11 protein-coding genes and 2 tRNA genes are annotated in these 14,202 nt (G+C 44.8%); 10 read left to right on the forward strand and 3 right to left on the reverse strand.

Translation table 11 applies throughout. The features are described 5' to 3' along the window. Positions 1-74: 74 nt before the first annotated feature. From J3U64_RS02730 to gluQRS, 3 genes are read right to left on the reverse strand one after another with little or no spacing between them, the layout of a single operon-like run. Positions 75-1,733 (reverse strand): amino acid ABC transporter ATP-binding/permease protein, encoded by a 1,659-nt coding sequence (locus J3U64_RS02730; RefSeq protein ID WP_267408196.1) that lies wholly within the window; start codon positions 1,731-1,733, stop codon positions 75-77. Then, positions 1,730-3,433, reverse strand: coding sequence for a thiol reductant ABC exporter subunit CydD (gene cydD / locus J3U64_RS02735; protein WP_267408197.1), 1,704 nt, complete (start codon positions 3,431-3,433; stop codon positions 1,730-1,732). The genes J3U64_RS02730 and cydD overlap by 4 nt, the downstream gene beginning before the upstream one ends. Positions 3,434-3,471: 38 nt before the next feature. Continuing rightward, positions 3,472-4,365, reverse strand: a complete 894-nt coding sequence (gene gluQRS / locus J3U64_RS02740) for a tRNA glutamyl-Q(34) synthetase GluQRS (RefSeq protein ID WP_267408377.1) — start codon at positions 4,363-4,365, stop codon at positions 3,472-3,474. 247 nt (positions 4,366-4,612) lie between these two features. Between gluQRS and tsaB the strand changes: the two genes are divergently transcribed. From tsaB to J3U64_RS02790, 10 genes are all read left to right on the forward strand, one after another. Continuing rightward, positions 4,613-5,296, forward strand: a complete 684-nt coding sequence (tsaB, locus tag J3U64_RS02745) for a tRNA (adenosine(37)-N6)-threonylcarbamoyltransferase complex dimerization subunit type 1 TsaB (protein WP_267391230.1) — start codon at positions 4,613-4,615, stop codon at positions 5,294-5,296. After that, positions 5,293-5,724, forward strand: a complete 432-nt coding sequence (gene rimI, locus J3U64_RS02750) for a ribosomal protein S18-alanine N-acetyltransferase (RefSeq protein WP_267391231.1) — start codon at positions 5,293-5,295, stop codon at positions 5,722-5,724. Before tsaB ends, rimI begins: the two co-directional genes overlap by 4 nt. Then, on the forward strand, positions 5,718-6,569 hold the full coding sequence (locus J3U64_RS02755) for a uracil-DNA glycosylase (RefSeq protein WP_267408198.1): 852 nt from the start codon (positions 5,718-5,720) through the stop codon (positions 6,567-6,569). The genes rimI and J3U64_RS02755 overlap by 7 nt, the downstream gene beginning before the upstream one ends. Positions 6,570-6,659: 90 nt before the next feature. After that, the gene (locus J3U64_RS02760; protein ID WP_267408378.1) at positions 6,660-8,633 is read left to right on the forward strand and encodes a cation:proton antiporter; all 1,974 of its coding nucleotides are present in this window, start codon (positions 6,660-6,662) and stop codon (positions 8,631-8,633) included. A gap of 65 nt (positions 8,634-8,698) precedes the next feature. Then, a tRNA-Val gene (locus tag J3U64_RS02765) sits at positions 8,699-8,774 on the forward strand. A 33-nt stretch (positions 8,775-8,807) separates the two neighbouring features. Then, positions 8,808-8,884, forward strand: a tRNA-Asp gene (locus J3U64_RS02770). A gap of 981 nt (positions 8,885-9,865) precedes the next feature. After that, complete coding sequence (locus J3U64_RS02775; protein ID WP_267408199.1) at positions 9,866-10,816, forward strand: ABC transporter ATP-binding protein; 951 nt, start codon at positions 9,866-9,868, stop codon at positions 10,814-10,816. After that, on the forward strand, positions 10,816-11,616 hold the full coding sequence (locus tag J3U64_RS02780; protein WP_267408200.1) for an ABC transporter permease: 801 nt from the start codon (positions 10,816-10,818) through the stop codon (positions 11,614-11,616). The genes J3U64_RS02775 and J3U64_RS02780 overlap by 1 nt, the downstream gene beginning before the upstream one ends. Positions 11,617-12,015: 399 nt before the next feature. After that, a complete protein-coding gene (locus tag J3U64_RS02785; protein WP_267408201.1) occupies positions 12,016-12,987 on the forward strand; it encodes a LysR family transcriptional regulator in 972 nt (323 codons plus the stop codon). A 194-nt stretch (positions 12,988-13,181) separates the two neighbouring features. Then, positions 13,182-14,189 (forward strand): aldo/keto reductase, encoded by a 1,008-nt coding sequence (locus J3U64_RS02790; RefSeq protein ID WP_267408202.1) that lies wholly within the window; start codon positions 13,182-13,184, stop codon positions 14,187-14,189. Positions 14,190-14,202 lie beyond the last annotated feature (13 nt).

Below are 14,202 nucleotides of genomic sequence, written 5' to 3' on the forward strand. Positions count from 1 at the left end.
CGTGTTTCTTTTCAAAATAAAAACAGCCACAATGTGGCTGTATCAATACGCATAATGCAATAAAGACATACCGCTCAACTCGTGCCTACTTGCAAAACCTGTGCTTGTGGCCATGGATTAGCTTGATGGCTGGCCACAACCAAAATGCCATGCTGCTGATGTTGCTGAAGCATTGCTGCCAGTGCAAACTTCGTATCTTCATCCATACCTGCAAAAGGTTCATCCAGAATCAGCAGCACATAAGGGCGCAGCAACAATCGAGCCAGTGCAATCCGTCGCGCCTGCCCGCCTGAAACTGCGGCACCGTATTCTCCCAGCGGCGTATCCAGCTGCTTAGGCTGATGCTCAGCCCACACCATCAGCCCCACACTGGCCAGCACTGCCCATAGCTCTTCATCAGTCGCGTCCGCTTTGCCCAGCCGCAGATTCTCTGCCAGCGTTAAATCAAAAATATCTAGCTGCTGTGCCAGATATCCCACCTGCCTTGTCCATTGCCAATGCGCAAACGGCCTACCATTACAGCTTATCTCACCATCATTTGCATCCAGCTCTCCGGCCAGCACCGCCAGTAAAGTAGACTTACCGGTACCGGAGGCACCTTGCAACAATAAAATATCCCCGTTTTTCACATCGAAACTAATATGCTCAGCACTATTCAGTGCCTGCGGCCAGCGCGCACACAAATTTCTTGCCTGCAAATGCAGTTGCAGAGGTAATTCTTTTTTTGGTTCAGACACCGGCACACCGCTGGGCACAATCGCATTGAGACGGGTACAGGCGGCGCGACACAAACCAAAAGTCATCACATTCATTCCCAGCACCAATACCAGCTCAGCAAAGCCGAATATTGCCAGCAGCAAAGCTAGCAACATCGCCACAGACAACTTTCCCGTACTCAACAAAGCACTACCCTGCCACAATAGCATCGCAGCCGCTGCTGCGAGACACAACTGCTGTAGCAGCACCACTTTACCCGCCAGCCTCTGCTGACTTAGCTGCGCGCCAACATAATTCCCATCCTTAGCAAAAAAAGCAGTCGCAAAACGTGGCCATTGCTGCCATTGCAATAGTGCGGTTAGCGCCTCCAGCGGTTGCAGTAAAGCAGTTCGTCGAATTTCTGCCTGCATCGCTTGCCGACGACCCCAATTCTGCCCGTAGCCAGCAGCCAATGCCGGAATTACCAGTGTTGCCAGAACCAAAGGAATACTCAGAGCTAGCGTTAGCCCGCCACCGGCTACAACCAGAGTTAAACCAAGAATACCCAGCAACAACATAAACGCCCACAACCATGGCAATACCACATTCAGCGGCCAATTATTCAAGAGTTCAATATCACTTAATAACCGATGCATCTGCTGAAGCGAGCTCACTTGCTGCTGTCTGGCAGCGGCCAACCGCGCAAACAGACCACTACGCAAATCAGCCAGCAATCCCAGTACCGCATCGTGCGAACCCAGACGCTCGCCATAACGGCCAGCCGTACGTAAAATAGCCAGCAAGCGGATAACTCCTGCTGGCGTAAAATAATTAAAGGTATAAGCCGTAGCCAGACTCACCATTCCTGCCAGCCCTGCGGCCGTAATAAACCAGCCGGACAAAGCCAGCAGAGCAATACCAGCAATTGCCGTAGCCTGCCCTAGAAACCATGCCAGAATCCACGCACCCTGCCGGCTGCGTAAAAGACCCGATAACTTTAGCTCCTGCCCCGACCACAACAAATCATAACGTTTCATCGCACCCGCTCCTGCTCAGAAGACAGCATTATTTCTCGGTCTGTCCAACCTGCATAACTCACATCATGGCTCACTAGCAACACCGTCTTGCCGTAGCTGAGTCTGTCCAGTAACCGCATAATTTCTTCTGCTGTTTGCGCATCCAAATGTGCAGTCGGCTCATCCAACAGCCAAAAAGGGGAATTGCGCAGCAACATCTGTGCCAGCGCCAGACGTTGCAACTGTCCACCTGACAATCCCTTGCCTCGCTCACCCAATAGCGTATTTAACTGAGCCGGCAGCCTCTGTACCAGCACCCACAACCCCACCTGCTGCAACACTTCACGCAACTGCTCATCTGAAGCACTGGCATTAGCCAGCCGCAAATTATCAGCAATCGACAATGCCAAAATCGGCGGCGACTGCGCCAGATAAGCCACCGATTGTCTGAGTAGTGGCAGATTCAAATCGACATAATCATATTGATTAATCCGTAAAATACCGGAGTAAGGGGCAAATCCAAGCAAAGCCTGCAACAGACTCGACTTACCACTACCACTAGCGCCCCGCAGCAGCACCCGCTCGCCAGCCTGTACACTAAAACTAAACTGAGGCAACCTCACTCGCTTATCTCGCCCGTAAACCACCAGATATTCACCTCGCAGCTCAGGCGGACTCTGCAATACAAAATCCACCTCTGCAGTGGACGCTGTCACCGTTTCAGTAACTTCAAACAAAGGGATTAATGCTTCTGTTGCCGCTTCCGCTTTGGCCTTATCATGATAATTCGCACCTAACTGGCGCAGCGGCGCATAAAATTCAGGAGCCAGCAGCAAAATAAACAACGTCCCCTGATAAGGTACCGGCACCTGACCATTTGCCCACGGCAACACACCCAGTAGCCCCAATCCCAGATACACCGCCACCAGTGCAATCGCCAAGGAAGCAAACAACTCCAACACCGCCGTAGACAGAAATGCCAGACGCAGCACCGCCATAGTACGCTTGCGGTAAGAATGAGCAGCCGAATCAATTGCCTGCTGCGCAATCTGCTGTGCTCCCAGCCGACGTAACGTCGGCAGACCACGCAATAAATCCAGAAACCGGCCGCTCAATGCTGCAAGCGCAGACAATTGCGCCCGATTTTTTCGCGCAGCAGCCTGCCCTAGCAGAATCATAAATACCGGCACCAATGGTGCTGTCAGCAACAATAAAGCCGCTGCAAACGGACTGTAAAAACAGGTTGCCGCCGCAATCAGCAATGGCATCAGTGCTGCCAACTGCTGTTGCAGCACATAATGGCTAAAATAACCATCTAGCGCATCCACCTGCTCCAACACCAAGGAAGACAGCGCGCCATCACTGCCATATTGGCTGCGTTCCGGCCCCAGAAAAGCCAAAGCGCTTAACAACTGGCTGCGTAGCTGCATACGGATAGACGCACTGGCTTGCGCCACCATCCGATCTTTAAAATAATTCAGCAACGGTCGCAGCAACCAACACACCAGCAAATAAGGCAGAAACTGGCGGAGAGCCGCCATCACATTCTCACCACCCAGCCACAATGCAAACAGATTGGCCAATAAAGCACTTTGCACAATAATTAATACCGCTGCCGTCAGCATCAGCACCCATGCCAGCCGGAAAGACCGACGCTGGCGCTTTTGCCACATACGCAGATAAAAACGCGCAGAAAATGCTTGAACATTTGGTGTAGCCAACCTGCTTCTCCCTTTAATCTAAAATCCCTTACCTAAAACTATTCAGCCACAATAGCGTGTGGCCGAACACGCTCTAGCCGCCAATGCAATACCGCCCATTCCAGCAAATCCGCCAAACTATCCACTTGCGGCGCCAGCGGCAGCCCCAGATAAAGCAAAACCTGCCGTAACAAATCCTCACGTCGACGCAAATCCAGTGCCGGTGCCCGCGTCTGCTTCGACCACTTCTGACCCTGCGCATTTGTTAACAACGGCAAATGAGCATACTCAGGCTGAGCAAGACCTAACAACTGCTGTACATAAATCTGCCGTGGCGTCGACACCAGCAAATCCTGACCACGCACCACATGATTTACACCCTGTGCTGCATCATCGACCACCACCGCCAGCTGATAAGCCCAGCAGCCATCCGCACGCAGCAAAATAAAATCGCCCGTATCACTAGCCAGACACTGCTGCTGCCAGCCCTGTACCGCATCCTGAAAACCGATAATGGCTGTATCTGTGCGTAAACGCCATGCCGGAGGCTTATGCGCAACTGCAGATATCGCTGCATCATTTAATGCACATCTACCACCATAAATTACGCCATCCACACCCATACCCCGTGCTTCAGCCTGCACCGTCTTACGACTACAAAAACAAGGATAGACTCTATTCTGTGCACGCAAGGCATCCAATGCCGCCGCATACAAATGATGGCGGCGGCTCTGATACACCACCTCACCATCCCAGTACAGCGAAAATGCCTCCAGTGTCGACAAAATAGAAGCAGCCGCACCGGGCATTTCCCGCGGCGGATCCAAATCTTCCATACGCACCAGCCAACGTCCCTGCCGGCTGCGTGCATCCAGATACGAAGCCACAGCCGTCAGCAGTGAACCAATATGCAATAAACCAGTCGGACTGGGCGCAAACCGCCCCACATACATCTCAGCCACAAACCGCTTCCATCCTGAACATCACCTGCAACTTGACATTCCATTTGCAAAAGAACAAACCACCCAATTCACATAGCAGCAAGCTCTGCAAGATAAACAATTAATTATTAAAATTTACCCCATAATAGCATTTATTAGCCCTGCCCCGGTCATAATGGATACAGCAAACTCAGACATCAGGGTCATTTAAAAAGCTATAAAAAGGTATAATCCACCCATCTAAACATTCTGACACACCATGATCAGTACCAATTCACGTCTGCTGGTGATCGATACCAGCACCGGCTACCTATCATTAGGCCTTCATCACAACGGACATACCCACAGCATTTACGAAGCAGTGGGCGCAAAACAGTCTGAACTGATATTACCGCGTATCCGGCAACTGCTGGAAACAGCAAACCTAACCCTAGCCGACCTGAATGGCATAGTCTATGCACAAGGGCCGGGGGCTTTTACCGGTCTTCGCATCGGACTGGGGGTAGCAACCGGTTTAGCTTTGCCGAACAACCTACCTCTGATTGGTATACCTTGTCTGGACGCTGTGGCTGCACAGATACCAGATCAACCATGCGTACTGGCGGCTACCGATGCCCGCATGAACGAACTTTTTTATGCCTGGTATGACACCCGTAATCTGAACCGCCTCACTGAATATCGCGTAGACAGTGCCAGCAACATCCACCTGCCAGACGGCCATCTCCATGGCACCGGTGTCGGCAACGCTTATGCATTGGATATTGAGTTACCCGTCACAGGGCAAAACCAAATGCCGCAAGCAGACGTATATGCACAACTGGCTTTAACCGGGCACTATCCCGTAACCACCGCTGCAGAAGCAAGCCTACATTATGTGCGTAACAAAATTGCCTTAACCGCCACCGAACAAGCGGCCAGACGCTCAACAGGACAGCCAGCATGACCATACGTCCTGCTCAACTAACCGACATTCCAGTTTTGGAAACGCTAGAACAGCTTTGCAATCCATCACCATGGTCTACAGCCCAGCTAACCAACAGCGTCTCTGCAGCTCAGCCCATCTGGGTTGTCGACCTACCCGAACATGGCATCGTAGCCATGCTAGTATGGCAAAAAATACCGAATGAAGCAGAAATTCATCTGCTTGACACCCATCCGGCACACAGACGCCAAGGCTATGCCCAGCAATTACTAAATCATCTCTTTCAAATTGTACAAGCAGAGACTATCGACCGTATATTGCTCGAAGTACGCTCCAGCAACATGGGCGCCATCAAGCTGTACAAGCGCAATGGTTTTGAAAACTGTGGCTTGCGCAAAAGCTATTACCAAAATGGTGAAGATGCCATAATCATGGAAAAACGATGTTAGACAGCCGTTATCTGTATTTACACGAAGCACTCGGGCTGGGACCGATGTGGTTGGCACAGACTGCCTGCCTGCTCCCCGTACAGCCAGCTCCGGCACAAACCGTCACAGCTAAGCAACCTGCACCGCCTAGCGAATCCGTACATTCCAGTACCAGTGCCATACAGAATCCAACAACAAAAGAAACTATTCATCATTCACACCGCGCAGCCCTTCAACACATCATCAGGCAGCCACCTCAAGCAGCTAGAGATACCACGACCACCACTCAAACTGAAGAACGGCAAAACTTCTGCAGCCAGAGCACAACAGACAATTTAAAACTCAGCTACGAAGCCATACCTGCAGCATTAGCTGCCTGCACCCGCTGCAACCTGCATCAGGAGCGCTGCACGCCTCTATCTGGCTATGGTTCGGCAAATGCTCGTCTACTGGTTATCAGCACCAATCCGGCACCACCTGACGACAGCAACCAGCAACTATTCAGCGGCGAAGTCGGCCAACTGCTTAGCAATATGCTCGCCGCCATCAACATTAGCTCCGAGGAAGTTTTCTATACCAGTCAAGTAAAATGTGCGCCCAATGTTAGTCTTAAAGTAACCAGCGAACAGCTACAAGCATGTCTGCCTTATCTGAGTGCACAAATCAAACACATTCAGCCTCAGGCAATATTACTTTTAGGACAAACATTCAGCCGCCTGGATCAATCAGTGCTGGCTCAGAATCTGCACAACATTCCCTATGTCATTTCTCCTCATCCGGCAAGATTATTGCGCCAAAGCCATTTAAAAGCCACAGCATGGACCGCATTAAAACAATTGCGCAAATATTTACATAAACTCACCTGAAAAAATCAGCAATACTCAGGATTATCCGCACAAGCCAAAACATCTATGTTAAAATATGATAATAAAATTTTAATTAAATAAAATCAAAGAATTATGCATATTTCTCTTGGCCCTGTCGTGATGATTCTTTTGGTAGCCGTTTTGGCCGCCATCATCTGCCGACGTCTGCACATTCCCGCCATGCTTGGCTATCTCGTCGTCGGTTTTATGGCCGGTCCGGGCTGGCTGCATTTAATTAACCAAAGCCATGCCACTGAATTCATTGGTGAAATCGGCATCACCTTCCTCATGTTCAGCATCGGACTTGAATTTTCCATTGGCAAACTCAAAGCCATGCGCCGGCTGGTACTTGGACTAGGAGGACTACAAGTTATCCTTACGCTCCTAGCCCTGTTTATCATTTTTGGGCTGATGGGGATTCAACTTACATGGGCTTTTACCCTTGCTGCCGCCATGACGATGTCGTCTACCGCTATCGTCAGCCGCATTATGGTTGAAAAAAACGAACTCAACCAACATTACGGCCACATGATTATGGGCGTACTGCTGATGCAGGACATAGCCGTCGTACCCTTAATGATTCTGTTTCCAGCACTAGCACACAGTAGTGACGGCCTAATACTGCAAATGGGCAAAGCACTTCTAACTATGGCACTGGCACTTGGTTTGTTGCTGATAGTCGGTAGCAGAATCATGCCCGTATGGTTTCGCTTAATTGCACGTACCAAGTCCAGTGAACTTTTCATGATAAACGTATTGCTGGTGACCCTTGGCGTGGCCTATCTCACCCAATTGGCCGGCCTGTCACTGGCACTTGGTGCATTCGTTGCAGGCATGCTGATATCCGAAACCGAATACCGTTATCAAGTAGAAGACGACATTCGCCCCTTCCGCGACATTCTCCTCGGCTTCTTCTTTATCACCATTGGCATGAAGCTAAACATACAAGTATTACAATCCAGCTGGCTCATGATACTGGTTCTATGTGCTCTTCTCATTGTCCTTAAAGCAGGGGTTCTCTACGGCATTGGCCGCTACATGAAAGAAAACAGCAGCGACAGCACAAAAACAGCCTTGTATCTGGCACAAGGAGGCGAATTTGGTTTTGTTATGCTTGCCATCAGCGGTGCGCTTGGACTTATCTCACTCAATTTGCAACAAACTGCCATCGCCGCCATCCTACTCTCCATGATACTGGCGCCCTTTATCATGAAAAGTGCAGATAAACTCTCAGGATTATTGGTAAAACGCAGCTGGGACGAACAGGCTGCAGACTTGCAAACCATACTCGTTGAAACCATGAGCAAGTCCGACCACATCCTTATCATCGGCTTTGGACGTTGCGGCCAGAGCATCGCCCGCATATTGCAACAAGAAAACACACCCTACTACGCCATTGATTTGGATGCCGAGCGCGTTGCCACAGCCAAAGCGGCCGGTGAGCCAGTCACCTTTGGTGATGCCAAACGACAGGAAGTTTTGCAGGCAGCAGGCTTGAAACGAGCCAATACCGTACTCATTACCATCAACAACATGACCGAGGCCAAACACATCCTCAACAACATCATGCTTATTGCACCCACCATGCCTGTAATCGTGCGCGTAACCAACGACGACAACATTCCAGTGTTTACCAACATGGGTGCAGACGACATCGTCTCCGACGAAAAAGAATCAAGCCTGACATTGGCCAGCCAAGCATTGCTCAGTTCCGGCAAACCATTTGATGAAGTGTATCAAATCATGCAGCGCATCCGCCAAAACCGCTATCAAGCGCTCGAAGGCCTGTTTGCTGGCAGCGATGATGAACTGTCCGAAGAAAACATACATTACTATCGTCAAGCCTTCACCCTACCACCTGATGCTTTTCTCGTCGGCAAAAGCATCAACGAACTTCCACTTGAGAAACTAAAAATCAAACTACTTTCTGTACGCCGCAATGCACATCAGCTACGCACATTCAGTCCTGATTTTCAGTTTAAGGCCGAAGATACACTTGTCGTACTTGGTCCTAGAGACAAAGTAATACTCTTTGAAAACTGGTCATTACAAGGTACAAGCTAATTTTTTCACATCCAACACTTGCCAGCCGACAGCATATCTGGTTTAATAGCGTCTTTCCCAAGTACGGGTGATTAGCTCAGTTGGTAGAGCGTCTGCCTTACAAGCAGAATGTCGGCGGTTCGACTCCGTCATCACCCACCAGTTTTTTGTTTTATGCAATAGCGTAAAACTTGCGCGGTGGTAGCTCAGTTGGTTAGAGTACCGGCCTGTCACGCCGGGGGTCGCGGGTTCGAGCCCCGTCCGCCGCGCCAAATAATATAAAAAAGCACAGCTTATGCTGTGCTTTTTTATTATCAGCCTTACCCAAGAATTTTCACACTAGCCAATCTTGTTAAGAATTCAACAAATATACCCCCAGTAGCGATCAACTTGCATTCTTCTCTAGAGCTAAAAATTTCTACTTCAGCATCATCCAAACAAGCCAGCACTCAAGCACTATCCTGCTTGCCAAGCTTCAACACTAATTAGAACTACATTCCAGTATTCATACTAATTAGTAAAAAAGCAATATAATCCAAATTTTTCAGAATCCCAATAAACCAAGAACTTTAGAACCAACAAAGACAAAATTGCTAATCTTTTAATAAGCCTTAAATAAACCTTGTTTCCCTAATAAAAATGTTTTTAAATCATTATTGAGAAATAAACGATATCAAAAATTTAAAGAGGTACCTAAAATACTGGGTATAAAATCAAGCAAATATATACCAATATATTTATTAATATAAAAATATTCAAAAAAATCTAAAACAACTTTTATACTAATGTAACCAATCAATTGATTTAAAAAAGATTACAACGAACTAATAAAAAACAGCGACATATTAGTAGCCATGCCTTTATTTCTAAAAAATGTGGCCGCAATACCTTCAGTGTAAAATCATCAATCTGAATAAAACAGTTGGTTACTTATCAAGGTCTAATCCGTAACAAAAAAATCAAACCCTTTTAGCTGTAGATTAAATCAATTTCACAAGTTATCTGTTAAATATCCTAGCCCAAAAAACCACAAAAATCTAAAAACTCATACATATCAACTAATGCGCACAAACATAAAAGTTACCCTGCATATTTTATTAGATATAATTGTTAATTTTTGTATAATACATTATTATTCAAAAATATTTTTAAATCATTATTCATATATCTTTTCATCGGAGACAAATATGCAAAACTTGAAACTCTTGCATCAAATCGATTCACAACAAAACAAACAATAAGAAAGGCTTATCGTGAGCAATACTGATTATCTGATAGAAGTAAACCAAGTTTCCAAAAAAATTTCAGGCCGGCATATTCTGGAAAACATCAGCTTTAAAATTGCCCCCGGACGCATCATGGGATTTATAGGCCCAAATGGCGCTGGTAAAACCACCATGCTGAAAATGCTTACCGGCCTAATGTTTCCCAATAGCGGAGAAATCAAAATCTGTGGTTATGATATCCAGAAAGATTTTGAAAAAGCGGCATTCAATTTAGGCACAATAATCGAAAACCCGGAATTCTATAATTACATGTCTGGTTTCAGAAATCTGCAAATTTTTGCCAATATGAGCCGCCGGGCCATCACCAATGAAGAGATCATGCAAACATTGGCCCATACTGGACTTAAAGGCGCAGAAAAGAAAAAAGTAAAAGGCTTCTCCCTAGGCATGCGGCAAAGATTAGGTGTTGCCAATGCCACCATTCATCAGCCTAAAGTTCTAATTCTGGACGAACCCATGAATGGGCTTGATCCAGAGGGAATAAAAGATTTTCGTAGCCTAATGAAAGACTTTGTCCGCGACGGCAACAGCATTATTATTTCCAGCCATCTCCTCTCCGAATTACAGGAAATTGTAAACGATATCTTCATTATCAATCGAGGAAAACAAATATATGCAGGCTCCATACATGATTTTCTAGGGAAATCCAATAATATCATTCATCTAGAAGTCGGAGGAAACATATTACAGGCTGAAGAAATACTTCAGCAACATGGTTATCAGGTAAACAATCAGCTTAACAGTCTCGAAATCATGATTAACCAATCTGAAGAAGACCCAAGATCACAAATAGCCAAACTACTAATTGAACACAATATACCCCTGCTGAGCATAAAACTAACCCAAAGCTCACTGGAAGAATCATTCCTCAGCATCATTCATAACGATAATCAAAAGTATCAAAAAGGAATTAAATAATGAAGTTAATTTTAAATGAATGGCGTAAATACCTTAGTAAATCCACCTACACAATTGTTATGCCATTAATATTATTGTTTGTATATATCTTTTATTATGGCGGAATATATCTAGCAGTCAGCAAATCAGATACAGCTATTACACCTGAAAAATCAGAAAAGATATTTATTTGGGGGATGACAATATGCTATTATTATTCTAATTATATTGCCATATTAATGGCATCTAATACACTGAGCACAGAAATATCCCGTGGTACAATCAAATTTATTCTTACCCGCCCTTACCAACGTTATAAAATACTACTAGCAAAAATAGGCTCCATTATTCTGTTTATGCCGGTATTACAGATATTAAGTGCAATCGGTGTTTTATTATTACAGCTATTGGCCACAGCTCATCTGCCCGAATTCAATGCAATATTGAAAACGATCGTGTTATTTATTGCACTCTCATTAGTCGTAACGATATTTTACTCCTCTCTAGCACTACTACTTTCAACCTTCACCAGCAGTACCGCCTTTATAACCGCCTTCTGTTTTATCTATTATTTCTTTGCAGATATTCTGTGGAAAATTATAAATTTACGCTATTTTGATTTATCCCCAGATAGTTTAATCTATAAATTATCCCCTCTAAACGCAAATAATTATTTGATTGAATTGATCAAAAACACATACTTTCAATCTGTAGATAAAGATTTATATATTACCTTTACGGCCAATATTGTCTATACCTGCATCTTATTTCTTATAGCAGTAATGATATTTAGACGGCGGGATATATCTTTAGCCAATTAAACTTAATCTAATAAAGAAGTTCACGAGCTGAATTGGCATTGCAAACCTACCAATTCAGCTAAACTTACTCACACGCTGCTCTTGATATTCATTTGTAGTGTTGGTATAGGCCATTAGATTAAGCCAGTATCCACTTCTCTTATACCTGTTTTATTACACCCATTCTTCAGTGTAAAAATTTCACTGTCTGGGTCTTTGTAACTGGCTTCATTTTTTTAGATACTGCATCATCAGTTGCTCATAATGAATTTTTTTCAACAGATTGCAAATACCGGCAAAATTATGAAAATAAATAAATAAATTAACATTTCGCAACCAGAATACATATATTTTTTTGAAATTAAATTGATTTATACTATCTCTATTGCTGTTTATTCATTACTTTAAACAGGGGAAAATATGCTTTATTCACCACCGCCTCAGGAACAATTACATCCAGACAATTCAGTTCTTTACAGCCGGCATCTGCCAACTATAAAGCAGCTGCAATACTTTCTGGCAGTGTGTGAAGAAGGTAATTTCCGGAAAGCTGCCAGCCGCCTAGGCATTAGTCAGCCGCCGCTATCTATGCAAATCAAGGAATTGGAACAAAAACTGCAAACTACTTTGCTGGTGCGCAATACCCGTTATGTGTTGCTGACCGAACAAGGCAGAGAATTCAGGGAAAAAGCGAAAAGCTGGCTGGAAGGTTTATCACAGGCAGTCAATTATGTGCATAATTTGCCTGCTGGTAAGGTAACAATGGGTATTACCAAGATTCTTGGTTTTAATTTTATTCCACTGTTCAGTGAATTTATCCGCCGCTTTAATCAACATATCGACTTGTTACAGCAAGATTATACTTGCAAAGAACTTATGGCTGAATTTAATAAAAGCAATATAGATATGGTGATTATTTCTGAATATAAAAACACCAGCCTTCAAGCCAAAAGTTTATTAGTTCATCGGGAAAAACTGGTTTTGGCTTTGCCCGAGCAGCATCCTGCCAGTGTAGAAGAAGAAATTGATTTAAATATGGTGCAGGATTTGCCGCTATATTGGTGTAAGCGTTATCAGCATCCTAATTTGTACGATAAGTTACAAAAGGTAAATAGTCAACTTAGCAAGCCACTATTGCTAAAAGAAAAGTTACCAAATTTTTTGACTATGCTTATGGAAATAGCTATGGGCAGAGCCATGTTGCTACTACCTGATTCAATGGCACAGGCCCAAGTAGCAGGCGTGGTATATAAAAAACTGACTGCGAGATATGAACAAATGCTTTCGATGGATATGCATCTTCTGTGGCATACTTCAGCTATGGATAATCCTACTATTCAGGCCATCGCGGAATACTTTACACAACAAGATTTACCTAAAGAATCAGCATAAGCTAATGTTTGTGATAAGTAAAAATTCACAACTATATTGATATGTTTTTTGTATCAATAATTTTGTATTTCTCTAAACAGATTTGATTAATTACTATCAGTGTCAGCAATTAAGCATTGTTCAGAGCTGCGCCGAAAAGATAAATTCCTGAAAGACACAGTTCTGGCATTATTTCACTGATAGGAAAATCGATAATGACTCAATCTCTACCACAAAGAAAACTTGGCCAGCATTTAACCGTTTCAGCTATTGGCTATGGTGCCATGGGGCTAAGTGAATTCTATGGCGACATTGATACAGCTAAAGCAAGCTCAATGTTGCATGAGGTAATCGACAGCGGCGTTACGCTAATTGACACAGCCGATATGTATGGGCGCGGAGCTAATGAAAAGCTGATTGGTTCAGTATTAAAAACCCTGCCGGCTTCAACCCGCGCTGGGCTGACAATCGCGTCTAAGTGCGGTATAGACAGAAACAGTACTTCCGGATATAACCGCAATATTAATAACCATCCAGACTATATTAGAAAATGCTGTGATGAATCTTTGACACGACTAGGTATTGAGCAGATTGACCTCTATTATATCCACCGTATTGACCCAGATGCGGTAATAGAAGAAACCATGCAAACTTTGGCTGATCTGGTAAAAGAAGGCAAAATTGCCAATGTTGGTTTATGCGAAGTATCTGTGCCTGTATTACAGCGCGCCTGTGCTGTTTATCCGGTAGATGTAGTTCAAACCGAATATTCTTTATGGACACGCGAAATTGAAGATGACATCCTTCCAATTTTGAAAAAATCAAATATTGGTTTGGTGCCCTACTCTCCACTGGGTCGTGGTTTCCTGACTGGTAAAATTCAAAACAAAGACGAATTGTCTGAAAATGATTTCCGCCGCACTAACCCACGCTTTCAGGATGAAAATCTGGAACATAATAAACGGCTGTTACAGGCACTCGAACCAATGACAGTTAAATACAACTGCACTATGGGACAAATTGCACTGGCCTGGTTGCTGGCACAATGGGAACATATCGTACCAATTCCAGGTACCAAAAACCCTAAATATCTGCACGAAAACAATCAGGCAAGTCTGTTAAAGCTGGACGCAGCTGATGTTCAGACTTTAAATGATTTAAAAAATACTATCAACATTCAGGGCGAACGTTATACCCCTGAAGGCATGAAAGGTATCTTTTAATTTTAAAGCATAG

Source organism: Snodgrassella sp. B3800 (genome assembly GCF_026535865.1).
Lineage (GTDB): Bacteria > Pseudomonadota > Gammaproteobacteria > Burkholderiales > Neisseriaceae > Snodgrassella > Snodgrassella alvi_E.